At 72.4% G+C, this 24,139-nt stretch carries 18 protein-coding genes; 6 read left to right on the top strand and 12 right to left on the bottom strand.

Annotation, left to right across the window (positions count from 1 at the left end):
• Nucleotides 1–275 precede the first annotated feature (275 nt).
• The 4 genes from ACWGKQ_RS15075 to ACWGKQ_RS15060 all read right to left on the bottom strand — a co-directional run bounded on the left by ACWGKQ_RS15075 (nucleotide 276) and on the right by ACWGKQ_RS15060 (nucleotide 2,350).
• The gene (locus tag ACWGKQ_RS15075) at nucleotides 276–752 is read right to left on the bottom strand and encodes a hypothetical protein (RefSeq protein ID WP_453292350.1); all 477 of its coding nucleotides are present in this window, start codon (nucleotides 750–752) and stop codon (nucleotides 276–278) included.
• The gene (locus tag ACWGKQ_RS15070) at nucleotides 736–1,227 is read right to left on the bottom strand and encodes an RNA polymerase sigma factor (protein ID WP_453292349.1); all 492 of its coding nucleotides are present in this window, start codon (nucleotides 1,225–1,227) and stop codon (nucleotides 736–738) included. The genes ACWGKQ_RS15075 and ACWGKQ_RS15070 overlap by 17 nt, the downstream gene beginning before the upstream one ends.
• A gap of 125 nt (nucleotides 1,228–1,352) precedes the next feature.
• Entirely contained in the window at nucleotides 1,353–1,985 is a 633-nt protein-coding gene (locus tag ACWGKQ_RS15065; protein WP_453292348.1) for a class F sortase, read from the bottom strand.
• Nucleotides 1,982–2,350 carry a sortase-dependent protein gene (locus ACWGKQ_RS15060; RefSeq protein ID WP_453292347.1) on the bottom strand — a complete coding sequence of 123 codons (369 nt, stop codon included), beginning with the start codon at nucleotides 2,348–2,350 and terminating at the stop codon, nucleotides 1,982–1,984. The genes ACWGKQ_RS15065 and ACWGKQ_RS15060 overlap by 4 nt, the downstream gene beginning before the upstream one ends.
• Before the next feature lie 237 nt (nucleotides 2,351–2,587).
• On the opposite strand from ACWGKQ_RS15060, the gene ACWGKQ_RS15055 reads away from it, so the two are divergent.
• From ACWGKQ_RS15055 to ACWGKQ_RS15030, 6 genes are all read left to right on the top strand, one after another.
• Nucleotides 2,588–3,025, top strand: a complete 438-nt coding sequence (locus tag ACWGKQ_RS15055; protein ID WP_453292346.1) for a Fur family transcriptional regulator — start codon at nucleotides 2,588–2,590, stop codon at nucleotides 3,023–3,025.
• Nucleotides 3,026–3,061: 36 nt separating this feature from the next.
• Nucleotides 3,062–5,251: a catalase/peroxidase HPI gene (gene katG / locus ACWGKQ_RS15050; protein WP_453292345.1), complete on the top strand. Its 2,190-nt coding sequence runs from the start codon at nucleotides 3,062–3,064 to the stop codon at nucleotides 5,249–5,251.
• A gap of 229 nt (nucleotides 5,252–5,480) precedes the next feature.
• On the top strand, nucleotides 5,481–7,181 hold the full coding sequence (locus tag ACWGKQ_RS15045) for a PHP domain-containing protein (RefSeq protein WP_453292344.1): 1,701 nt from the start codon (nucleotides 5,481–5,483) through the stop codon (nucleotides 7,179–7,181).
• Nucleotides 7,178–7,783: a hypothetical protein gene (locus ACWGKQ_RS15040; RefSeq protein ID WP_453292343.1), complete on the top strand. Its 606-nt coding sequence runs from the start codon at nucleotides 7,178–7,180 to the stop codon at nucleotides 7,781–7,783. The genes ACWGKQ_RS15045 and ACWGKQ_RS15040 overlap by 4 nt, the downstream gene beginning before the upstream one ends.
• A gap of 164 nt (nucleotides 7,784–7,947) precedes the next feature.
• Nucleotides 7,948–9,786, top strand: a complete 1,839-nt coding sequence (locus ACWGKQ_RS15035) for a M1 family aminopeptidase (protein WP_453292342.1) — start codon at nucleotides 7,948–7,950, stop codon at nucleotides 9,784–9,786.
• A gap of 164 nt (nucleotides 9,787–9,950) precedes the next feature.
• Entirely contained in the window at nucleotides 9,951–10,625 is a 675-nt protein-coding gene (locus ACWGKQ_RS15030) for a TMEM175 family protein (RefSeq protein WP_453292341.1), read from the top strand.
• A gap of 60 nt (nucleotides 10,626–10,685) precedes the next feature.
• On the opposite strand, the gene ACWGKQ_RS15025 is transcribed toward ACWGKQ_RS15030, so the two are convergent.
• The 8 genes from ACWGKQ_RS15025 to ACWGKQ_RS14990 all read right to left on the bottom strand — a co-directional run bounded on the left by ACWGKQ_RS15025 (nucleotide 10,686) and on the right by ACWGKQ_RS14990 (nucleotide 24,061).
• A complete protein-coding gene (locus tag ACWGKQ_RS15025) occupies nucleotides 10,686–11,525 on the bottom strand; it encodes an alpha/beta fold hydrolase (RefSeq protein WP_453292340.1) in 840 nt (279 codons plus the stop codon).
• Between the two features lie 103 nt (nucleotides 11,526–11,628).
• Nucleotides 11,629–12,327 (bottom strand): alpha/beta fold hydrolase, encoded by a 699-nt coding sequence (locus tag ACWGKQ_RS15020; protein WP_453292339.1) that lies wholly within the window; start codon nucleotides 12,325–12,327, stop codon nucleotides 11,629–11,631.
• A gap of 136 nt (nucleotides 12,328–12,463) precedes the next feature.
• On the bottom strand, nucleotides 12,464–14,788 hold the full coding sequence (locus tag ACWGKQ_RS15015; protein WP_453292338.1) for a helix-turn-helix domain-containing protein: 2,325 nt from the start codon (nucleotides 14,786–14,788) through the stop codon (nucleotides 12,464–12,466).
• A gap of 67 nt (nucleotides 14,789–14,855) precedes the next feature.
• Nucleotides 14,856–17,228 carry a SpoIIE family protein phosphatase gene (locus tag ACWGKQ_RS15010; protein WP_453292337.1) on the bottom strand — a complete coding sequence of 791 codons (2,373 nt, stop codon included), beginning with the start codon at nucleotides 17,226–17,228 and terminating at the stop codon, nucleotides 14,856–14,858.
• A 316-nt stretch (nucleotides 17,229–17,544) separates the two neighbouring features.
• Nucleotides 17,545–19,419, bottom strand: a complete 1,875-nt coding sequence (gene phsA, locus ACWGKQ_RS15005) for an O-aminophenol oxidase PhsA (protein WP_453292336.1) — start codon at nucleotides 19,417–19,419, stop codon at nucleotides 17,545–17,547.
• Between the two features lie 188 nt (nucleotides 19,420–19,607).
• The gene (locus tag ACWGKQ_RS15000) at nucleotides 19,608–21,440 is read right to left on the bottom strand and encodes a phospholipase C (RefSeq protein ID WP_453292335.1); all 1,833 of its coding nucleotides are present in this window, start codon (nucleotides 21,438–21,440) and stop codon (nucleotides 19,608–19,610) included.
• A gap of 186 nt (nucleotides 21,441–21,626) precedes the next feature.
• Nucleotides 21,627–22,868: an iron uptake transporter deferrochelatase/peroxidase subunit gene (gene efeB / locus ACWGKQ_RS14995; protein WP_453292334.1), complete on the bottom strand. Its 1,242-nt coding sequence runs from the start codon at nucleotides 22,866–22,868 to the stop codon at nucleotides 21,627–21,629.
• Complete coding sequence (locus tag ACWGKQ_RS14990) at nucleotides 22,865–24,061, bottom strand: EfeM/EfeO family lipoprotein (protein ID WP_453292333.1); 1,197 nt, start codon at nucleotides 24,059–24,061, stop codon at nucleotides 22,865–22,867. Before ACWGKQ_RS14990 ends, efeB begins: the two co-directional genes overlap by 4 nt.
• Nucleotides 24,062–24,139 lie beyond the last annotated feature (78 nt).

The raw sequence follows: 24,139 nt of genomic DNA, 5'->3' as shown, positions 1-24,139 counted from the left end.
CATTCCGGCCTTGTACGAAACATCACACCAACGCCGAGGCGCGGCCTCGGCCATCCGTGCCGCGGCCCCCACCGCGCTCCGCACATGCCGGAGCGGCGCCTTGACCCGCACCTTTGGGGTGCGGGCGGGGCGTCGGAAGACGGGGGCACGGACGGATGACGTCCCCCGCCGCCGCGTTGACGTCGGCGCCCCAAAGGGGCGCGGGGAACTGCGCGACCAGCCACGACGCCGCCGCAGACGAGCAACGACATGACGCGGCGCTTGCAGCTGGGCGCTCAGCGGCTGGTCGCCGTGGCGACAGCGCTGGGCCGGCTCTCGGACGGGGCGCCCCGGACCGCCGACGGGACCGTGGACGCGGCCGCCGACGGCCCCCGGGTGGGAGCCTGCGTGGTCTCCCGGTGCGTGGGTGCGACGCTCCCGCTCGGGCTGGGGGTGGGGGTGGCGGGGGCCGGGGATCCCGAGGGGCGGTGCGGGGCGGTGGGGCTGACGGTCGGCGGCGCGAGGGGGACCTGGGGGGAGTGCGGCGTGGCAGGCGCCGTCAGATGCAGCGACAGGGCGACGCAGACGCCGACCGCACAGGTCACCCCGGCTCCGGCCGCGGTGCGGACGAGCCGGCGGCGGCTCGCGGCCCGGCGGATCTCCTCGTAGCGGCCCGGCGGCGGACCGAGGTGTGCGCCCGGCGGCCGCAGGATGACCGCGAGGGGGTCGTCGGGCCCGTCGAACTCGGGCTCGTCGTCAAAGCGTGTGGTCAAGGCTTCTCCTCAGATGGCCGCGGAGCAGTTCTCGGGCCGCGTGCAGATCGGCCTTGACGGTTCCTTCCTTGCGCCCGGTCAGCTCGGACACCTCCCGGATCGGCATGTCAGCGTAGTAGTGCAGCAGGATCGGCACCCGCAGCCGCTCCGGCAGCGACTGCACCAGCAGACGTACCGAGGGATCCGCCGGCTCTGCGTGCGGGCGGGTCGCGGCCTCCGAGCCGGCACGGCGCACCGCACGGCGCTCGCGCTCCAGCTTGCGCCAGTGGTCCCGGACGAGATTGGCCGCGGTGACGTAGAGGAAGCCGCGCGGCTCCTCCACCTTCGTCCACCGGGCCCACAGCCGGGTGAACGCCTCCGAGGCGATCTCGTGTGCCGTCTCGTCGTCGTCGACCAGACGGCGGCACCAGCCGGCCAGGCGCGGGTACAGGGCGGCGAAGAGCTCGGAGGCCGCCGTGTCACGGGACCGGTTCAACGTTCTCCAGGGTCGAAGGGGCTCGCTCGTCGGACTTGTGGGACTCGTAGGACTTGCAGGACTCGTCGGGGAGGATGCGGGACCGGTGGTGTACGTTCCACCGGTCCCGCACCCGTGCTGCCGGGTCAGGGTGTCGTGCCGGTCAGCGAGGCGAAGACGATCACGTTGTCGAGGTAGCCGTCGCCCCCTCGCGGACCGCCGCAGGTGATCAGCCGCAGTTCCGGGCGGTCCACGTCCCCGTACACCTCCTGTGTCGGGAACGCGGCCTTGGCGACCGTCCGCACCTCGTCGACGGTGAAGACCGCCGACCTGCCGTTCTCCAGACGCGCCACGGCCTGCTCGCCCCGGCGCAGCTCCGCGAGCCGGCGGAACACCCCGTCGCCGTACGCGCCGACCGTGACATGGCCGAGGATCACCGACGGACCGGTCTGCCCCGGGGTGGGGGAGTAGCGGTACCAGCCCGCCCGGTCGTGCGCGGCGATCGGCGGCACCTGCACCGTGCCGTCGGCCGCGAGGCCCAGCCGCAGCAGCGCGGTGTCGACCCCGATCGCCGGGATGCGCAGCCGGACCGGCACGGAACGCCCGAGCGCGGTGGGCGCGGCGGACCCGGCCGAGGACGACGACGCGGACGTGGAAGGCGAAGGTGCCGCCCGCCGGTGTGCCGCGGGAGCCGTCCGGTCCGGTGTCCGGTCCGCGCAGCCCGCCAGCAGCGAGGCCGTCGCGGCGGTGACGAAGGCGCGCCTGGAGAGCGGGGTCATGCCCCGGTCGCCCGGCGGCGACGGACGGCGAACACCGCCGCGCCCGCGGCGAGCACGGCCGCCGCGCCGCCGCCGATCAGCGCGCCCTCGGTGGTGGAGTCCGAGGACGGCTCCGCCACCCCGGTGTCCGGGGCGCCCTGCGGCACCGCGGCGACCTGGTGCGAGTCCCGGGTCGGCGCGGGGACGGGGGACGCGGCCCGAGTGGGCACCTTCGACGGGACGGCGGAGGGTTCGGCGGAGCGGGCGGACGACGGGGCCGCGGTGGGCACCGGGCTCGGGGACGTGCCGTCGGCGAACGCGGGCACGGTGCCCGCCAGCACGGCGGTGCAGGCGAGTGCCGCGGCGCTCAGGACTGTTCGGCGCATGAGGACGCTCTCTTTCGTCGGCCCGCCGTGGTCGGGGCGGGCTGAATAACGGATCGAGCGGAGAGACGACCCGGCGCCGGGGCGGGTTGTAAAGAGATGGCAAAGCCGTGTGGCGGGGAGTGGCGGGGGCGGTGGGGGGCGGTGGGGGCCGGTGGGGCGGATGTTGGCCGGTTCGCCACCAGACTTGAGCGGTTTGTTTTCTTGAATCACTCGTGTTTATGAGGATAGGTTGGCGCCATGACCGCATCCCAGCCCCCGACGACCGCCGAAGAGCTGCGCGGTGCCGGCCTGCGGGTGACGGCCGCCCGCGTCGCGCTGCTGGAGACCGTCCGCCACGGCGACCACCTCGACGTCGAGGCGATCGCCTCGGGCGTCCGCGAGCGGGTGGGCCACATATCGCTTCAAGCCGTGTACGACGCGCTGCACGCGCTCACCACGGCAGGACTCATACGCCGTATCGAACCGGCCGGCAGCCCGGCCCGGTTCGAGGGACGCGTCGGCGACAACCACCACCACGTCCTGTGCCGGTCGTGCGGTGCCGTCGCCGACGTCGACTGCGCGGTCGGCGACGCGCCGTGCCTGACCGCTTCGGACGACCACGGCTTCGCCATCGACGAGGCCGAGGTCATCTACTGGGGCCTGTGCCCCGCCTGCTCCACCGTCAGTAGTTCCTGAGTATCTTGATCCGCCCATTCCGGAAGGATTTCCCCCATGTCTGAGACCCAGGAGAACGCCGCGGGCCAGTGCCCGGTCGCGCACGACCGTGCCCCGCACCCCACCCAGGGCGGCGGCAACCGCCAATGGTGGCCCGAGGGACTCAACCTGAAGATCCTTGCCAAGAACCCCGCCGTCGCGAACCCGCTCGGCGAGGGCTTCGACTACGCCGAGGCGTTCCAGAACCTCGACCTCGCCGCCGTGAAACGTGACATCGCGGAGGTGCTCACCACCTCGCAGGACTGGTGGCCGGCCGACTTCGGCAACTACGGCCCGCTGATGATCCGGATGGCCTGGCACAGCGCGGGCACCTACCGCATCTCCGACGGCCGCGGCGGCGCCGGCGCCGGCCAGCAGCGCTTCGCCCCGCTCAACAGCTGGCCGGACAACGGCAACCTGGACAAGGCGCGCCGTCTGCTGTGGCCGGTCAAGAAGAAGTACGGCCAGGCCATCTCCTGGGCCGACCTGATGATCCTCACCGGCAACGTGGCCCTGGAGTCGATGGGCTTTACGACCTTCGGCTTCGGCGGCGGCCGCGAGGACGTCTGGGAGCCGGAGGAGGACGTCTACTGGGGTCCCGAGAAGGTCTGGCTCGACGACCAGCGCTACACGGGCGACCGTGACCTGGAGAACCCGCTCGGCGCCGTCCAGATGGGCCTGATCTACGTCAACCCGGAGGGCCCCAACGGCAACCCGGACCCGATCGCCGCGGCCCGCGACATCCGTGAGACGTTCCGCCGGATGGCGATGAACGACGAGGAGACCGTCGCCCTCATCGCCGGTGGTCACACCTTCGGCAAGACCCACGGCGCCGGACCCGCGGACAACGTGGGCGCCGACCCCGAGGGCGCGCCGATCGAGCAGCAGGGCCTGGGCTGGAAGAGCACCTTCGGCACCGGCAAGGGCGGCGACGCGATCACCAGCGGCCTGGAGGTCACCTGGACCACCAAGCCCACCCAGTGGAGCAACGATTTCTTCAGCATCCTCTTCGGCTACGAGTGGGAGCTGACCGAGTCTCCGGCCGGCGCCAAGCAGTGGGTGGCCAAGGACGCCGAGGCGATCATCCCCGACGCGCACGATGCGTCGAAGAAGAAGCTCCCGACGATGCTCACCACCGACCTGTCGCTGCGCTTCGACCCGATCTACGAGCCCATCTCCCGCCGGTTCCACGAGAACCCGGAGGTGTTCGCGGACGCCTTCGCCCGCGCCTGGTACAAGCTGACCCACCGTGACATGGGCCCGAAGTCGCTGTACCTCGGCCCGGAGGTCCCGGCCGAGACCCTGCTGTGGCAGGACCCGCTGCCGCAGGCCGAGGGCGAGGCCATCGACGCCGCCGACGTCACGGCGCTCAAGGCCAAGCTCCTCGACTCGGGCCTCACGGTCTCGCAGCTCGTCTCCACCGCCTGGGCGTCGGCCTCGACGTACCGCGGCAGCGACAAGCGCGGCGGTGCCAACGGCGCCCGCATCCGCCTGGAGCCGCAGCGCGGCTGGGAGGTCAACAACCCGGACGAGCTCGCCCAGGTCCTGCGCGTCCTGGAGGGTGTCCAGCGCGACTTCAGCACCGGTGCCAAGAAGGTCTCCCTGGCCGACCTGATCGTCCTCGGCGGTGCCGCCGCCGTGGAGAAGGCCGCCAAGGACGCCGGCGTCGACATCGAGGTGCCCTTCACCCCGGGCCGGGTCGACGCGACCGACGAGCACACGGACGCCGAGTCCTTCGCGGCCCTGGAGCCGACCTCGGACGGCTTCCGCAACTACCTCGGCAAGGGCAACCGCCTGCGCGCCGAGTACCTGCTCCTCGACCGTGCCAACCTGCTCGGCCTGAGCGCCCCCGAGCTGACCGTCCTCGTCGGCGGTCTGCGCGTCCTCGGTGCCAACCAGGGCGGCTCGAAGCACGGCGTCCTCACCGAGACGCCGGGCGTGCTGACCAACGACTTCTTCGTCAACCTGCTCGACATGGGCACGACCTGGAAGTCCACCTCCGAGGACCAGTCCACCTTCGAGGGCCGCGACGCGAGCGGCGCGGTCAAGTGGACCGGCACCCGTGCCGACCTGGTCTTCGGCTCCAACTCCGAGCTGCGCGCCGTCGCTGAGGTCTACGCGAGCGACGACGCCAAGGAGAAGTTCGTGAAGGACTTCGTCGCCGCCTGGACGAAGGTCGCGAACGCGGACCGCTTCGACCTGGTCTGATCCCGAACGGACCCGGTGCATGACGCCCGGGCCGGCCACACCGGCCGGTCCGGGCGTTGCCTTTGCCCCGCCGGTGCGGCTTTACGGTCCCAAGTCCCCGTCGTTTGCTGCACATCAGCGGTTCTTTACCTCACCATGACCTCGACTCCCGCTGTTCACGCGACCTTCGCAGACTCTGCACGTCCTGAGTCACCCCCCCCCGTACCGGCCGCCCGCGGGAGTTCCGAACATGAGCCACGGTCACAGCCACGACCACGGTCACCATCACCACCACGGGGACGGCGACGCCGCGTCGTCGCTGCCGCCCGCCCTCGATCTGTCCGTCCCCGACGCGGAGCTGACGCCCGGTCAGCTCTCCCGCCGCTCGATGCTGCGCCGCACCGGCCTGCTGGGCGCCGGCCTCGCCGCGGGCAGTGTCCTCGCCGGCGCGGGTCAGGCCGCCGCCGCGGTCTCCTCCTCCCACTCCGCCGACGGCCGTTCCGGCGGCTACCTCTGGCTGGCCGGCGACCACCACATCCACACCCAGTACAGCTCCGACGCCAAGTACCGGGTCATCGACCACGTCCGGCAGGCCAACGCCCACGGCCTGGACTGGATGGTCATCACCGACCACGGCAGCGAGACCCACGCCAAGATCGGTGTCGAGAAGGTCAACCCGGACATCGTCGCCGCCCGTGACGAGATCGACGACACGCTGGTCTTCCAGGGCCTGGAGTGGAACATCCCGGCCGCCGAGCACGGCACGGTCTTCGTCCACCCCGGCAAGAACGAGGTCGCCGTCCTCAAGGAGTTCGAGAACTCCTTCGACGGCTCGGTCAAGGGCGCCTCCGCGAGCACCCCCGCCAACGAGGCGCTGGCCATCTCCGGCCTCAACTTCCTCGCCGAGCAGGTCCAGCGCCGCAAGGTCAAGGACGCCCTGTTCCTCGCCAACCACCCGGCGCGCAAGGGCATCGACTCCCCGCACGAGATCCGCGCCTGGCGCGACGCCCAGCCGTCCATCGCGGTCGGCTTCGAGGGCGCCCCCGGCCACCAGGCGGGCGGCCTGCCCAAGCCGAACGGCCCCGGCTCGGCCCGCGGCATCTACGACAACAGCCCGAGCGCCGACTCCTTCGGCGGCTACCCGCTGGAGAGCTACCGCACCTGGGGCGGCTTCGACTGGATGACCGCCACCGTCGGCGGCCTGTGGGACAGCCTGCTCGCCGAGGGCAAGCCCTGGTGGATCACCGCCAACTCCGACTCCCACAACGTCTACGCCGACACCGCGGTACGCGGCCCGAACAGCGACTTCAACGCCAACGGCCGGTACAACGACCCGGTCTACGGCACCGGCATCAGCCTCACCGACACCGACTTCTGGCCCGGCCAGTACTCCCGCACCCACGTCGGCGCGGCCTCCTTCTCCTACAAGTCGGTCATGGACGGCATCCGCGCCGGCCGGGTCTGGGTGGACCACGGCGGCCTGATCAGCGGCCTGGACGCCCAGCTGCGCTCCGGCTCCCGCGCGGTGACCCTGGGCGGGGTGCTCCAGGTCCGCAAGGGCAGCCGGGTGGACCTCGTCATCGAGATCAGCCTCGCCAACGGCCCCAACTGGGCGCAGTTCGTGCCCTCGTTGGCCCGCGTCGACGTCATCCAGGGCGATGTCACCGGCAAGGTGAGCGACAGGGACACCTTCGCCACGCCCGCCACCAAGGTCGTCAAGTCCTTCGAGGTCGACAAGTCGACCGGCACGGTCAAGCTGACGTACTCCCTCGGCCGTCTCGACAAGCCGGTCTACGTCCGGCTGCGCGGCACCGACGGCAACCGCTCCGCGGTCGGCATCCACGGCGCCGCCGTGGACCCGGCCGGCCCGGCCATCGACGTCCTCGGTGACGCCGACCCGTGGAAGGACCTGTGGTTCTACTCCAACCCGATGTGGGTCCTGCCCGCATGACCTCCCCGCACCACGTGTCCGGCGTCCACTCCGTCATCGGGGTGGACGCCGGTTCGGCGACCCCGCGCGAGGCCGACCACCTGATCCACCGGCTGCTGGGCCGACTGGCCCTCACCGAGGGCGTGTTCGCCTGCACCCACCTGTACCGCACCGACGACCGCCGGGGTACGGCGATCTCGCTGACCCTGCCGGACAAGACCGCGGACGCGGTGTGGCCGGAGCTGCTCAGGACGCTGCCGGAGGGCACCGGCCTCGCCCTTTCCGACCGCACCCACGGCCCGGCCGACGCGGTGGACACCGCCCGCCTGGCTGCCGCCGCGCCCCCCGCCTCCGGCCGGGCCGTTGTCTACCCCGGCGTGGCACACCTGACCGGCACCGTCACCGTCGCGGACCTGCTCGACCGCACCGCCGTCGAGCACCTGGTCGTACTCGGCGCACCGGCCGCCGGACTCCCGCCCGCCACCGAGGTCCTGACCCAGGACCACGTGCGCCCGGAGTGGCGCGCGGGCGTCCTCACCCTCGTCCTGGTCCCGGCGGCGGGTGGCCGGATGGCCCCCTTCGAGGTCCCCAACCCCACCCCGTGCTGTGCGGACCACCTCTGACGCGAGGGTAACCCCTTAGTGACATGTGCTGGTCAAATCTGTCAGGCTTCCGACTCGCACCACTCGCTCGTAGCGCATGCCCCATGGCCGCTCCCCGGCACACCCCTGCCGGGCGGGCGGCCTCCGAGCAGGCCGGAATCCCGGCCGGCGTAAAGGAGTTCCGTGTGAGATCGACCCCCCACAAGGCCTTCGCCACCAGTGCGTTGGCCATCGCGGCACTCGCCGCGGCCCTGCTCCCCGGCAGTACCGCCTCGGCCGCCGAGCAGGCGGCCTGCACCCCCGCCCAGGTGGTCACCAACGGCGGCTTCGAGAGCGGCACGTCACCCTGGACCCAGTCCTCGACCAGCGTGATCACCAGCCGCTCCGGCCAGTCCGCCCACGGCGGCTCCAGCTTCGCCTGGCTGGACGGCACAGGCGGCACCCACACCGACACGCTCGCGCAGAGCGTCAGCATCCCCTCCGGATGCGCCGCGACACTCACCTTCTGGCTGCACGTCGACACCGCCGAGACGACCTCGTCCACGGCGTACGACAAGCTCACGGCGAAGATCGGCAGCACCACCCTGGCGACCTACTCCAACCTGGACAAGAACACCGGGTTCGTGCAGAAGTCGTTCGACGTGTCCGCGTTCGCGGGGCAGACCGTGACCGTCGCCTTCAGCGGCACCGAGGACTCCAGCCTCCAGACCAGCTTCGTCCTGGACGACGTCGCCCTGGACACCTCGGCCGCCACCACCCCGGGCGACACCACCCGCACCCCGGCCGCACCGTCGTACACCGTCAGCCTGACCAGCAACTCCACCGGCACCGGCTGGACCGGTCACGAGAGCGTGACCTTCACCAACGCCTCCGCGACCGCGCTCAGCGAGATCTACCTCCGGCTGTGGGACAACTACCACGGCACCTGCTCGGCCCCGCCGATCACCGTCAGCAACGTCACCGGCGGCACCGCGGGGGCACTCTCGGTCGCCTGCACGGCGCTCGAGATCGCCCTGCCGACACCGCTGGCCCAGGGGCAGAGCACCACGGTCGGCTTCGACCTGGGCATCACCGTCCCCAGCGGCGCCGACCGCTTCGGCTACGACGGCTCCTTCAGCATGATCGGCAACGCCCTGCCGGTCCTCGCGGTCCGGGACGGCTCCGGCTGGCACCTGGACCCGTACACCAACAACGGCGAGTCCTTCTACTCCCTGGCCGCCGACTTCAAGGTGACCCTGGACCACCCCACCGGCATCCTGGTCCCGGCGACGGGCACCTCCACCGACACCCCCGGCACCAGCGGCCGTACCGTCACCACCGCCACGGCCTCCAAGGTCCGTGACTTCGCCTGGGCCGCCGGGCCGTTCACCAAGATCTCCGGCACCTCCCCGGGCGGGGTCCCGATCAACATCTACTCGGTGTCGGGCATCAGCTCCTCCAGCGCCCAGTCGATGCTCACCACCGCCAAGTCGGCCGTGGACGCGCACGCCGGTCGCTTCGGGGCCTACCCGTACGGCGAGCTGGACGCGGTCATCGACAACAACTTCTGGTTCGGCGGCATGGAGTACCCCGGCTTCGTCCTCGACCTCGTCAGCACCACCGCGCTCACCCACGAGATCGGCCACCAGTGGTGGTACGGCATCGTCGGCGACGACGAGTACAACAGCCCCTGGCTGGACGAGGCGTTCACCGACTACGCCACCGACCTGGCACAGGGACTGACCGGCACCAACTGCTGGAACAGCGTCTCCTGGGCCTCGTCCGCGGAGAAGATCACCAACTCGATGGCGTACTGGGACGCCCACTCCTCCCGCTACTCCACCGTCGTCTACGGCTACGGCAAGTGCGCCCTGCACGACCTGCGCCGCCTCATCGGCGACACCGCCATGGCCAACCTCCTGAAGAGCTACGCCAGTTCGCACTGGTACGGCGTCTCGACCACCGCCGAGTTCAAGGCGGCGGCCCAGGCGGCCACCAGCACCGACCTGACGTCGTTCTGGACCACCCACCGCATCGACGGCTGACGGGACCCGCCGAAAGGCCCCGGCGCGGTACGGCCACGGCCGTACCGCGCCGGGTGAAGCACCTATGGGCAGAAGGGAGTTGGCAGCGCACCGGACGGACACCGGCGTGTGATAGATCTTCCGGCATCCATCAGTCCACCGATCGATCGCATGGTGCCACCGTTATGACCGACCACCGCCTCCTCGGCCTCGGCCGCCGCGAGACCGCCGTGACCCCCGAGCGTCTGTCGATGCTCGGCGACGCCGTGTTCGCCATCGCCATCACGCTGCTCGCCCTCGACATCTCCGTCCCCGAGGGTCTGCACGACTCGGAAGTCGCCCACGCCGTCCGGGAGGCGCTGCCGGCCGTCGGCGCGTATCTGCTGAGCTTCGCCGTCATCGGCGTGCTCTGGCTGTCCCAGCACGCCCTGTTCGAACTGGTCGCCACCGTCGACCGCGCGCTGCTGTACCTGTACTTCGTGCTCCTCGCCGTCGTCGCCGCGCTGCCCTTCCCGACCAAGCTGCTCAGCGAGTACGGCGACACGACCACGGCGACGGCGGTGTACGCGGGATCGATCGCCCTGGCACTCGCCCTCCTCGGCGGGATGTATCTGCGGCTTCTTGCCGCCCCCGCGCTGACCGTCCCGAACACGGCGCCGGGGCTGCTGAGGAGGACGGTCCGCCGCAGTGTCCTGCACACCCTGATCTTCGCCACGTCGATTCCGCTGGCGTTCGTCTCGCCCGGCCTCGCCAAGTACTGGTGGCTGCTGCCGATCCCGGTCCGGTTCCTGTTCCGTGAGCCTTCGGACACCGCGCAGGAGCCGGCCATGGCGGAACTGCCCGGGGACCCGCAGACCTGAGCGGCTGCCGGAGCCCCGGTCCGGGGAGAGCGGACCGGGCGGCCGAGGGGGCGTCCCGGATCAGCCGGCGGCCCTGACGGCGGACTCGATGAGACGGGTGGCGATCTTCGGGTGGCTGATCATCGGGACGTGCGAGGCCCCCGGTACCTCGACGACCTCCCGGGAGCCCGCCCGCCGGTAGAAGAAGCGCTCCAGCGCCGGCGGGATGGCCTTGTCCGCGCCGGCCACCAGGCCCCAGGAGGGGATGGTGCGCCAGGCCGCGGCCTCGGTCACGTCGGTCAGGGACGAGGCGCTGAAAGGCCGCTGGGTGGCCTGCATGAGCCGGGTGGTGGCCGCGGGCAGGTCAGCCGCGAACGCGGCCCGGAACCTGTCCTCCGTCAGGTACAGGTCGGTGCCGGTGGAGCCGTCCGCGTTGGTGAAGGGGACACCCCGGGTGGACTCGCCGATCAGCGAGCCCGGGTACGAACCGAGCAGGACGCCGAGCTGCTCGCCCTTGTCGGGCGCGAACGCGGCGATGTACACGAGAGCCTTGACGTCGGCGTTGCCGGCGGCCGCGTTGGTGATGACGGCGCCGCCGTAGGAGTGCCCGACCAGGACGATCGGGCCGCCGACCGAGGCGAGCACGCTCGCCAGGTAGGGGACGTCCGTGGGCAGGCCGCGCAGCGGGTTGGCGGGGGCGAGGCACGTGTAGCCCTGCCCCTGGAGCCTGCTGATCACGCCGTTCCACCCGGAGGCGTCGGCGAAGCCGCCGTGCACCAGCACGATCGTCGGCCTGGCGGCGGGCGTGCCGCGCCCGGCGGCCGAGGCGGTGCCGGCGGCCTGGGCGGCGAGCGCGGTGGTCGCGGCGGCAGCTCCGGTGACCAGCATTCTGCGGCGGGTGAACGTGGGACGGTCGTGCATCAGGTGGCTCCTGTGGACTCGGCTGGGCTGGGTGCGGCCCCGCCCTGGGCGTGGGGAGCGCCCGGGCGGGGCGGTCGTACGGGCGCGAGGCGTGCGGCCGTGGCTAGGACCGCTCGGAGACGGCTTCGGCGGCCTGGGCGATCACCGTCGCCACCACGGCCGGGCGGGAGACGTAGACGGCGTGGCTGCCCGGGGTCTCCGAGACGGTCGCGCCGGCTCGTTCGGCCATGCTCCGCTGGACGGGCGGCGGGATCATCCGGTCGTCGGCGGCGACGAGATACCAGGACGGCCTGGTCCGCCAGGCCGGCTCGGACACCGTGCCGCCGAGCGCGTCGACGCCCCACGGGACCTGCGAGTCGGCCATGAACGCCGCCTGCGCGGCGGGCAGGTCGGCGGCGAAGGACGCCGCGAACCTCTCCCGGTCCAGCGTCAGGAAGCCGTCGGCGGGCGGCAGGATCGGCGGCACCGGAGCGCCGGGCGCCGGGTCGGCGACCAGCGCGCCGACCGACTCGCCCTTGTCCGGGGCGAACGCGGCGACGTACACGAGCGCGGCGACCCCGGGGTGGTGGCCCGCCTCGGTGATGACTGCGCCGCCGTAGGAGTGGCCGACCAGGACCGCCGGACCGTCCAGCGCGTCGAGGACCTGACGGGTGGCGGTGACGTCACCCGTCAGCGACCACGTCGGATTCTGTACGACGGCCACTCGGTAGCCGTCGGCGGTCAGCCGCTCGTGCACGCCCTGCCAGCCCGAACCGTCCACGAAACCACCGTGCACGAGCACGATGTTCCTGATTGTCGTCATGGTGCCCCTGACCTGGAGGGACCGGCCCGACGCCGGCCCGCTGCGGCTCAGTCAAGCCGGGCCGGGGTGGCCGGACCACGCAGAACAGCACGCAGAAACACCGCACGTTCGGGCAGCCGACGGTGCAGGGTGCGCGTCAGGAGACGGCGCCGGCCCGGTCCGCGCAGCGACGGTGCGCGTCGGCGTCGCCGAGCGTCTCGAACATCAGGGCCGCCCGCTCGTAGGCCAGGCGGCTCTCCGCGTCCCGGCCCTCCTCGGCCAGCAGGACCGCCAGCTCCTCCAGGGCGTCGGCCTGCCAGTGGCTGGGATCGAGCCGCTCACCGGGCGCGGTGGCCTCGGTGAGCGCCTCGACGGCCTCGGTCCGACGGCCCAGCAGCGCCAGGGACTTGCCGAGTGGGGCGAGCGTGTGCCGCCGGACGAACGGCGCGGTCCCCGGGGTCATCCCCGACCCCGGGTCGCTCGCCAGGGCGACCACCTCGCGGAAACTCGCCAGCGCCTCCTCGTGGCGACCCTGGTCCCGGCGGCAGAGGCCGAGGTTGATGAGGCTCGCGCAGTAGGCGTCGGTGTCGTCGAGCGCCTTGAACATCTCCGCCGCCCGCGACGCCGACGCGGCGGCCTCGTCGAGCCGCCCGAGCAGCCGGTAGCCGGGTACGGCGTAGCAGTGCGCCCACGCCACCTGCGCCGTGGCGCCGCTGCGGGCGGCCAGGTCCATCGCCTCGGCCGTACAGCGCAGGACGGCCTCGGCGTCCAGGCTCTGCACGCCGTGCACCCAGGCCACCTGGTTCAGCTGGGCCGCCTGCCGCGCCCGGTCACCGAGGGCCGCGGCGGCCGCGGCGCCGAGGGTGAAGACCTCGTTCCAGTGCGGGCCGTGCAACCACCGGTCGGAGTACCGCTGCATCGCCTCGGCGCAGTCGAGCACCTCGGTGTGCCGTCCGCGGCCCGCCGCGAGCCGCAGCGCGCCCAGCCAGTTGTCCACGTTGGCCCGCAGCCACTCGTCCGCCTCCGCCGGGGACGCCGGGGGAGCGAGCCCCGCGTCCGGCGCCTCCGGACGGCCCTCCGCGGGCCCGAACCACGCGGCGGCGGCCGTGGCCGTCCGCAGCAGCCACGACGTCGTCCGCTCGGCCAGCGCCGCGCGCTCGGCGGACGTCTCCTCCTGCCGCAGCCGGTCCCTCGCGAAGAGCCTGACCAGGTCGTGGAAGCGGTAGCGCCCCTCCGCGGTGTCCTGGAGCAGGCCCAGGTCGACCAGGTCGTCGAGCGCGTCCCAGGCGTCCTCGGCCGAGGTCCCGCCCGCCACCGCGGCGAGCGCGGCATCGACGTCCCGGCCCGGCACGACGGCCAGCCTGCGGAAGATCCGCCGTGCCGCGGGCGCCAGTTGCTCGTACGACATCCCGAACGCGTTGGCGATCTTGAGGTCACCGGCCTTGAACTGTTCGAGGCGGCGCTCCTCGTCGGCCAGCCGGCGGGCGAGCTCGTCGGCGCCCCAGTCGGGCCGGCTCACCAGCCGGTTGCCGATGATCCGCAGCGCCAGCGGCAGCCCGCCGCACAGCTGCGCGAGCCGGGTGAGCGCCTGCTCCCCGTCGGTGGCGGCGCGCTCGCCGAGGATGCCGGTCAGCAGCTCCGTGGCCTCCGGCAGCTGCAGCGGGCCGAGGACCAGCCGGCGCACCCCCTCCAGGCCGGACAGCAGCCGGCGGCTGGTGACCAGCACCCTGGCCGCCCCGCCGCCGGGCAGCAGCGCGCGCACCTGCTCCTCGGACGCGGCGTTGTCGAGCACGACGAGGATCCGGCGCTCCCGCAGCAGCGAGCGGTACAGGGAGGCACGCCCGTGGGTGTCGGCCGGCACCTGCTGGGCGGCGACCCCGAGCGCGCCGAGGAGCAGTGCCAGGGCGTCGTCGACGGGCAGCGGCCGCTGGGACATGCCGAACAGGTCGAGGAAGAACACCCCGTCGGGAAAGCCCGGCCGTGCCGCGTGCGCCGCGCGGACGGCGAACGTGGTCTTGCCCAGCCCGGCCGAGCCGGTGACCAGCCCCACCACGGCGACCCCGGGATCGAGGTCGCTGCCCACGAGACCGTCGATCCAGGCCAGTTCGGCGGCGCGGCCGGTGAAATCGCCCACGGACCGGGGCAGTTCGCACAGCCCGGTGGGACGCGTCCAGTGGTCCCGCAGCCGGGCGCCGCGCGCCAGCTCCAGGAGTTGCCGACGGGCGTCGTGCCCCAGCGAGAGCGCGTCCGCGACGGCGGTGACGGTCCGCTCCTGGGGGCCCTTGCTCCGGCCGCGCTCGATGTCCGACAGGGTGCGGGCGCTGACCCCCGACGCCTCGGCGAGCTGCTCCAGGGTCAGGTGAGCCGCGCGCCGGTGACGGCGCAGCAACTGCGCGAGGGTCGGATGCTCGTCGATCGTGCTGCTCCTTCTCGGCGAAGCGGGTGCGGCGAAGCGGGTGCGGCGACATGGGCGAGGCGACATGGGCGAGGCGATATGGGTACTTGACCCACTTCGATCAGCTGTAAGCCTACTCAGGCTCCGATCGTCCTCAGGGGATGGCCAGTTCGGCCCAGATGGTCTTCCCGGACCCGGTGTAGCGGGTGCCCCAGCGCTGCGACATCTGCGCGACGAGGAACAGGCCGCGGCCTCCCTCGTCGTCCCGGCGGGCCCGCCGCAGGTGCGGGGCCGTGTGCGCGTTGTCGGAGACCTCGCACAGCAGGCTGCGGTCCCTGATCAGCCTCAGCAGCACCGGCCCGGTGGCGTACCGGATGCTGTTGGTGACCAGCTCGCTCACCACGAGCTCCGCGGTGAACGCCAGCTCGGACAGGCCCCAGGTCTCCAGCTGGCGCTCGGTGTCCGTGCGGGCCCGGGCCACCATGGCGGGGTCGGGCGGCAGCTCCAGGTCCGCCACCTGCCCGGCGCCCAGCCGCCGGGTGCGCACCAGCAGCAACGTCGCGTCGTCCGCCTGCGGCCCCGGCGGCAGGGTCGACAGCGCCCGGTCGCACAGCTCCTCCAGCGGGCACCGCTGCCAGGTGAGCACATGGGCGAGGCGGTCGATACCGCTGTCGATGTCGGTACGCCGGTCCTCCACCACCCCGTCGGTGAAGAACGCCACCACGCTGCCGTCGGACAGGCTCAGCTCGACGTTCTCGTAGGGCAGACTGCCCAGCCCCAGGGGCGGTCCCGGCGCCAGCGCGGACAGCGCCACCGCGCCGTTCGCGTCGGCCACGATCGGTGGCGGATGGCCCGCGCTCGCCCAGACGCAGCGGCCGCCGACCGGGTCGTAGATCGCGTACAGGCAGGTCACCCCGAGTGTCTCGTCGCCGAGACCGTCGTCCGCGTGGGGTTCGGAGTCCTGGCCGACCAGGCCGTCGAGGCGGGTGAGCAACTCCGCCGGGTCCAGGTCCAGCAGGGCCAGGGTCCGTACGGTGGCGCGCAGCCGGCCCATGGTCGCCGCCGCGTGCACACCGTGGCCGACCACGTCGCCGACGGTCAGCCCCACCCGGGCACCGGACAGCGGGATCAGGTCGAACCAGTCGCCGCCCACCCCCACCCGGCTGTCGGCGGGCAGATAGCGGTACGCCACCTCGACCGCGCTCTGCTCGGGCAGGTGCTGCGGCAGCAGGCTCCGCTGCAGCACCAGGGCCGCCGCGTGCTGGCTGGTGTACCGGCGGGCGTTGTCGATGCCGACGGCGGCCCGCTCGGTCAGCTCCACGGCGAGCGTCTGCTCCTCGGGCCCGAAGGGGTCGGGGTTGCTGCTGCGCAGGAAGGTGGCCAGGCCGAGGACCGCGTCCCGGGCGAGCAGCGGGACGAACAGCGTGGAGTGCCGGCCGGCCGGCGTCGTCCCGTCCGGTGTCCCGGGCGGCCCGGCGCCGACGACGGGGCGGCTGGTGGCCAGGCTCAGTGCCTGCGGAGACGACGGCGGATAGGAGACGGGACTGGTCCGGAACTCCTCCGGGGTCCGGCCGTGCATCCGCAGCAGGCTGTGCCCCGGCGCCGAACCCGTCGGGGGCTGCCGGCCCTCGATGACCGCAGGCGGCAGGTCCACCAGCACCTCGTCGGCCAGCTGCGGCACCGCCACGTCGGCGAGCTCCGCGGCCGTACGGCGTACGTCCAGCGAGGCGCCGATGCGCTTGCCCGCCCGTACGAGCAGTGACAGCCGTTCCTGGGCGCGGTAGCGGTCGGTGACGTCCAGGGACTCCTCGAACACCCCCAGCGGCTCGCCGCGGGCGTCCAGCAGCCGGTGGTAGGAGCAGGACCAGACGTGCTCGCGCACCGGGTCGGCGGGTGCCCGCCCGCGATAGTGCATGCCCACGATCGGTTCGCCCGTCGTGAACACGTGCTCCATGATCTGGTCCTCGTCCGGAGGGTGGTGGCGGGAGATGAACTCGCCCTCGGGAAAGAGATCAGCGGCCGGACGGCCGACGTACTGGGCGACTCCCGCGAGCTCCAGATCGGTGGAGACGTTCCCCCAGACGACCCGCATGTCGGTGTCGAAGATGGTCAGGCCCACGGAGGACTCGGTGGCCAGCCCCTGCAGCATGGCCAGCTGTGCCTCCCAGCCGCGCAGTGCCTCCAGCTCCGCCGCGAGCACGACCGTCGCGGCCACGCCCTGGGACGCGAGCGGGCTGAAGGCCACGGCCGCGCGCAGGGTACGCCCGTCCCGGCAGGTCAGGTCCAGCACCGTGCTGCGGGGCCGGTGCGCCTTGCAGAGCGCGGAGAGCCGCTGTCCCGGATCCGACGCCAGCAGCAGGGCCGCCGGCCGGCCGAGCACGTCCTGGGGCGGATGTCCGAGCAGGCGCTGGGCCGAGGGTCCCCACCCCGAGATGCGGCCTTCGGCGTCCAGCACCGCGGCCGCGGCCTTGGTGAGGTCCAGAGGACTGTGGAAATCGACGTTGGCCGCGTTCGGAAAACGATCCATGGGCACCGCTTCCCTCCGTGCTCCCTCAGCATCCCGTGCCGCACGACGGACGACAACCGCACGCACCGCCGCCTCCGGCGGACGCGGCGCCCCGGGGCCGTACCGGGAGGCGTCCCCCTCCTCGCCGGGGCCGGTCCGACGGTCACGTCCGACCGGATCAGGGCCGCCACCGCGACCCCTCCGCCCAGGTGCTGATCGGCATCGCCGACGCGCTCCGGACGGAGGTCGCCCGCGGCCACCGGGCCCTTCCGGACCGGGACCGGGACCGGGACCGGCACCCGATCCGTCGGGCGCCGGTGCGAGCCGTGCCGCGAGGTCAGCCGGTGTGGCCCCCGCCGTGTTCGCCGTGGGCGGCGCCGTGGTCGAACTTCATCGCCTCCTCGGGCATGACCACGAAGGGCCGCATCATGCCCATGTCCTCGTGTTCGAGGAGATGGCAGTGGTACATGAAGCGCCCGTACGCCCCGTCGAACTTCCCCATCACGCGCAGGACCTGGCCGCCCGGCACCCGGAAGACGTCCTTGTGTCCGAGCTCGTTCGGCGCCAGCGGGAGCCGGGTCGCCGCGTCGTACGCGATCGGCTTGGCGGTGCCGCCCACCGCCGGATCGAAGCCGGAGACGTCGTAGGCGTCGCGGCCCAGCAGCTGGAAGTCGGCCAGGTGGATGTGCATCGGGTGGACGATCGGCGCGAGGTTGAGGAAGCTCCACTGCTCGTAGGAGCCCTCGGCGATGGTGAAGCCCAGCGCGTCGTTGAAGGTCCGGGAGGTGCGCCGGTAGGTCTTCGTGGTGCCGTCCGCCCCGGTGAGCTGGATGACGCCCTCGGCCGGGACCTGGACGGAGCCGGGGTCGGTGACCTCGGTCATCTCCCAGATCTCCGGGTGGCCGCCGGCGCCCTTGGTGGCCGGCGGGGTGAGCACGATCAGGCGGTGGCCGTGCGGGATGTCGTGCGTGAGCCGGCGGAAGGAGCCGGAGAGCACCTCGGGCAGCTCGAAGCCGTCGGTCGCACCGCCGCAGCCGACCCGGAACTCCATGACGGCGGGGTAGCGCACGTCACCGGCCGGGTCGGGCACGCCCGGCGGCTGGTTGCGGCCCTTGTTGACCAGGCGCAGCTTCTTGCCTTCCAGGCCCCGGAAGTCGGCGAGCAGGTCGAAGCGCTCGGCCGGGGCCACGGTGAGCGTCGGCAGCGCCGCGTCGAAGTCGACCGGGACCGGGCGGGGCAGCAGCCCGCCGTCGCTGCCGATCTGGTGCAGCACGCCCGGGACCGGGTTGCCGTCCTCGTCGACCAGGACGAGTTCGTAGATGCGCGCGTTGGACGCGTTGACGAGCCGGAAGCGGTGCCAGCCGTCGGCCACCTCGGCGTACGGCCAGATGCGGCCGTTGACCGTGGTGTACGGGCCGGTGAACGGGCGGGTGACCGGCAGGCCCGTCTCCGGGTTCTGCTGCTGGGCGATCACCGTCTTGTGCAGCAGCCGGCCGTTGAGCCGGCCGTCCTCGTCGGTGTCGAGGTTCCGGTCGGCGAGCAGCAGGGGGATCTCCCGCTCCCCGCACGGGAGTCCGAGGGCGTCCTCCTCGTCGTCACGGACGAGGTAGGTTCCGTACAGGCCCGTGTGCACGTTCCAACGGGTGATGTTCATGGCGTGGTCGTGGTACCACCACTGCACCGCCTGGTGGTCGTTCGGGTACTCCGACAGCTGGGCGTCGCCGGAGCCGACGGCGTTGTCCGCCCAGCCGTCGTTGCCCCCGCCGGTCTGCGCTCCGTGCAGATGGGTCACCGTCCACGCGGGCAGGGCGGCCACGTCCTTGTTCGGCTCGACGCCTCCGCGGCCGGGCTCGGTGCTGGGCGGCGCGGTGCCCGGTGCGCCGCCGGGCACCTCCACCGAAGTGACCGGATACTCACTGCCCTTGGGGATCCGGTTGGTCCAGGCGATGCGGACGCGCTGCCCGCGGCGGACCTCGATGGTCGGGCCCGGGACCTGGCCGTCGTACCCCCACATCAGGGTGGGCGGGAGTTGCGGGTGCAGCCGGATCCAGGTCGGGCGCAGCGCGATCTCCGTCTCGCGCAGCACGTCGCCGGTGCCGGGCCGCAGGACGGGCGGGACCGGCAACGGCGCGACGTACGGCGCCAGTTCCTCCGGCGTCGGTGCCGCTTCCCCGTCGCCCTGCTCGGTGATCCTGTCGATGATGTCGGTCAAGGTCGAACACCCCCGTGTGTTCTGTGGTTCTGTCTCCTTGCTCCACAGGACTCCCGAGACATGCCCGACGTTCCCTGAATGCCCCGTTCCGCCCGAAAGGGTGAAGGAATTGAGCCATGTCGACACGCACCTCGGCACGGTCCGGGGAGGAGGACCGTGCCGAGGTGATCAGGGCCGTGCGGTGGGTGTCAGGCCGTGGCGCGCTGCCTGCGGCGCATCGTCAGGTACGTGCCCGTGGCGCCGGCCGCCAGCAGGGCGCCCACGCCGAGGGTGACCGGAAGGGCCGGGAACCCGCCGGAGTCGGTCGTCGCGGCCGTGTTCACCATCGCCGGGCCCGGGGTGATGTGGGTGGTCACCGGGGAGACGTGGCGGATCGGGCCGATGTGCTTGACGGAGCCGTTCGCGTTCAGCAGCACCTGCTTGTTGTTGGGGTGCCGGAAGTCGAACATGTTGGTCAGCGAGCCCGCGGTGGCGTCGAAGGAGTGGTCGCCGATGCGGCCGGTGTGCCAGTTGTCCTCGATGAAGCGGGTGATGGAGGACTGGTCGGTCTGCGTGTGGTCGACCTTGTTCACCTTGCTGTACGGCGAGATGACCAGCAGCGGCTGCCGGGTGCCGGGGCCGCAGCGGTCGGCGTAGCCGCCGGACGCGGCCGGGCCCGCCTGGCAGGCCGCGCTGTCCAGGGCCTTGCCGTTGGAGCCGACCGTGGTGTCCTTGGAGCCGTTGCGGGGCTTGGCGTAGGCGTGGTCGTACCAGCCGTCGGAGTCGTCGTAGGCGATGACGATCGCGGTGGACTTCCACTGCGGCGAGCTCTGGACGGCGTTGATCTCGTTGACGAGGAAGTGCTGCTCGTCGATCGGGTCGGAGTAGCCGGCGTGGCCGTCCTGGTACTCACCGGCCTTGAGGAAGCTGACGGCCGGGAGCTTGCCCGCCTTGGCGGCCGCGGTGAAGTCGGTCAGGTCGTAGTTGTGGTTCGCCTGGCCGTTGTGGCCGATCTCGTTGACGCTCTTCGGCGGCAGGTGGTGCGGGTTGGACGTCGACTTGTAGTACGAGAACGGGTTGTGGTGCGGGCTGTAGTCGACCGCGGCCGTGCCGCCCACGTTGGCGTGCGTGGTGTCGCACTTGGCGTAGTCGCCCGACTTGCCGTCCCAGGAGGTGGAGGCCCGGAAGCCGCCCTGGAACCAGCCCCAGGTCTGGTGCTTGGAGTTGAGCAGGTCGCCGATGTTCTTGCCCTGCAGCGAAGCCAGCGCGCTGGTGCTGGTGTGGTCCTTGTCGGAGCAGTCGTCGTAGGCCGGGTCGGGGTCGTTGATGACCGTGCCGACGCCCTTGGCGTTCGGGGAGGCGATGGCGTACGAGTCGGGCGTCGCCGTCTGCTTGCCGGTGACCGAGTCCACCGAGATCGCGCCGTGCGTCTGACCCGAGACCAGGTTGAGCGCGCCGGGCGTGGACGGGCCGTAGTTCGAGCTGTAGGAGCGGTCGTTGAGGGCGTACTGCTGGGCGTAGTTCCACAGACCCGTGACGGTGTTGCCGTCGTAGTAGTCCATGACCAGGCCCGGCTCGCCGAACAGGCCGCCGGAGCACTTGTCGACCTCGGTGTTCTGCACGAACTGGTCGGCCTTGCCGCCGTCGTAGGCCAGCTGCTCGGGCCCGTAGGAGTGGTTCTGGTCGCAGGTCATCGCCTGCGACGGGGAGAGCCGCTTGGGCGCGTACTGGTTCGGGTTCTTCGTCAGCAGCCCCGCGTGCGCGACGGTGTCGATGTCCTTCGGGGTCTTCTTGGACGCCGTGAACTTCGTGCCGTCGGTGTTCGCGGCCTTCGGGTAGGTCGCGAAGTAGTGGTCGAAGGAGATGTTCTCGTCGAACAGCACGACCACGTGCTTGATCGGGGTCGCGGTCGACGAGCCGCCGCCGTGTCCGGCGGGTACGGCGGCCCAGCTGGGCGCGGTGCCTCCGAGGACCGTGAGTGCGGCGGCCCCCGCGAGAGCGCCGAGGCTCCTGATCGCCGTTCGTCTTCCTGTGCTGGCCATGCTGGTTCCCCTCCGGGCATGAACGTCACTGCGTCGTACAGGCAGGGATGCTTCGCCCGCTTGCGGTCGCTACGGCGGAGCCATGATGGCGCGTGAGTGAACACCGGGTCAGGGATGCTGGGGCAAATCTTGACTGGGTATTGACCGTTCGGGCTACGGAATTGCCATGGAGTTGTTCGAACAAGCTCAGGCGAGCAGGGCGCGTCCGTACCAGTCGCTGCGGTCCCGTACCCCGGGCAGGGCGAAGAAGTAGCCGCCGCCGAACGGCGAGATGTAGTCGACCAGCGGCTCCCCGGCCAGCCGCTTCTGCACGGTCTCGAACTGCCGGGCCAGGTCCTGCTGGTAGCAGCTGAACAGCAGGCCCATGTCGAGGTTGCCGTTGCTGTCCATGCCCCGGTCGTAGTTGTAGGCGCGGCGCAGGATCCGCTGCTCGGCGGTGGCCGTGGTGCGCGGGTTGGCCAGCCGGATGTGCGCGTCCAGCGGGATGACGTCGCCCTTCGGGTCGTCGGCGTAGTCGGGCGTGTCGTGCTCGGCGTTGCCGTCCAGCGGCGCCCCGGACTCGCGGGCACGGCCGAACATCCGCTCCTGCTCGCTGAGCGAGACCCGGTCCCAGAACTCCACCAGCATGCGGATCAGCCGTACCACCTGGTAGCTGCCGCCGACCGCCCACTCCGGTTCGCCGGAGTCCTTGCCGACCCACACCAGCCGGTCCATCTCCCGGGCGCTGGTGGTCTCCGGGTTGGCGGTGCCGTCCTTGAACCCCAGCAGGTTGCGCGGGGTGCCGGACGGGCGGGGCGGACTGGTGAAGCCGTCCAGCCGCCAGCGGACCTGCATACCGCCCCGGGTGTGCCGGGCGATGTCGCGCAGTGCGTGCAGCACGGTGTCGGTGTCGTCCGCGTGCAACTGCAAACTCAGGTCGCCGTGGCACCACTCGGGCCGCAGGTCGTCGTCCGGGAAGGCCGGCATCGTCGTCAGCCGACGCGGTCTCAGTTTCCCGAGCCCGTACCGGTCGTCGAAGAGCGAGCCGCCGACGCCGACGGTCACCGCCAGCGCACCGGACGGCAGTTGCTCACCGAGGACGCCGGAGTCGGCGGGCGGGGCGGTGACACCGACCGGGTCCGGGGTACCGCCCGAGGTCAGGAAGCGGGCGCGGTCGGTGAGCGTGTGCAGCAGCTCGGTCAGCTCGGCGCGGCTCCCGGCGGTGACGTCGAAGGACGTGAACACGGTCGTCCGGCGGGGCGCGGCGATGGCGGACTGCTGCCGGACGCCGTGGAAGGGGGCGATCGCGGGCGTGGCGGTGGTGTCCGCGGGGTCCGTGCCGGGGGCGGCCGCGCCGCCGGTGGCCAGCCCCGCGCCCGCGAGGGCCGCACCGCGCAGGAACCCGCGGCGGCCCACTCCGCCCTTGCCGGTCGTCTCGTGCGTGCTCATACCGTCCTCCGCGGATCGCACAGGGTCGCCACCGACGCCAGCCGCTCCACCAGGTCGCCGAGGACCGCGTCGACGTCCTCGCGCTGCCGGTGGCCGAGCTTCCCGAGCGGTGTCCAGGTGCCGCCGTGGTCGAAGCCGTCGAGCGTCTGGCCTGCCTGCTTCAACTCACCCTCCAGGCCGGCCAGACCGGCGTACCGGGTGGCCAGCAGCGGGTGCAGCCGGGACAGGACCTGCACCGTGCCGTCCAGGTTGGCGCGGGCGGTGGCGAGGTTGCTGCCGCTGCCGTAGTCGGTACGGCCGGTCAGCTCGAACTGCACCGTGTTCTCCAGGATCTCGTGCGCCCGCAGCCCCAGCTGGGCGGGGTCCATCCGGGTCTGCGCCCAGTCGTCGCGCAGCGCGGTGACCGCCTTCACCAGTCCGGCCGCCGGGCCGCGCAGGCCGGCCGCGGACTCGCCGTGCCACAGGCCGTACTCGATCCGGTGGAAGCCGGTGAAGTCCTTGTCGTGGACCCCGCCGGCCAGCCCCGCGTCCGTGCCGTTGATCGCGCCGTCGGCGTCCCCGAAGGCGTCGTACGCCGCGCCCAGCCGCTCGTACTCCAGGTGCGCCGGCAGCCAGGCGGTGCGGGCGGCGGCCAGGTCGCCGCGGTCGATCGCGTCCCGCAGCGTCGTCGTCAGCCGTACGACGCTGGACAGGCCGCTGCCGATCCACTTCTGGTAGGCGAGCGCGGGCGGGATCAGGTCGTGCTCGGTGACCGGGGCCGCGGCCGGGCCGCTGCGGCCCTTGGCGATGCGGACGGTCGGCCCGGTGACGGCGTCGGCGTCGTCGGGCACGCACTTGAACGCGAACGCGCCCTTGCCGAGCCGGACGGTCAGCTCCCGGGTCGTACCGGGCCCGATGTCCTCCACCTCGCCGTACACGGCCTGGCTCTTCGGGTCCTCCAGGAGCACCTCGGCGGCCCCGTCGGTCGGATTGTGCAGGTCGAAGACCTGGACACCGGGCACCGGCGCGCTCCACCCCCGGCCGCAGCGGCTGGCGGACACCTCCACGGTGGTGTGCGGCAGCGCGGCCGGGTCGGCGTGTGCGGGGCGTGAGTCGTGCGTGAGCGCCAGGACTCCGGCCACCAGGCACACGACGGCGACACCGACGACCGTCCAGGGACGCAACGACCTCCAGTTGGGGCCGGACAACACCATCCCGAGCTCCCGGGGGTTCGTACCGTTCGTGATCGCCTCATGTTAGGCAGCCCTTTGTACTCGAACGGCCGTCCAGGG

Source organism: Streptomyces sp. NPDC054770, assembly GCF_053611985.1.
The sequence above is the reverse complement of the archived record's forward strand: the minus strand, read 5'-3'. Positions and strand labels throughout refer to the sequence as shown.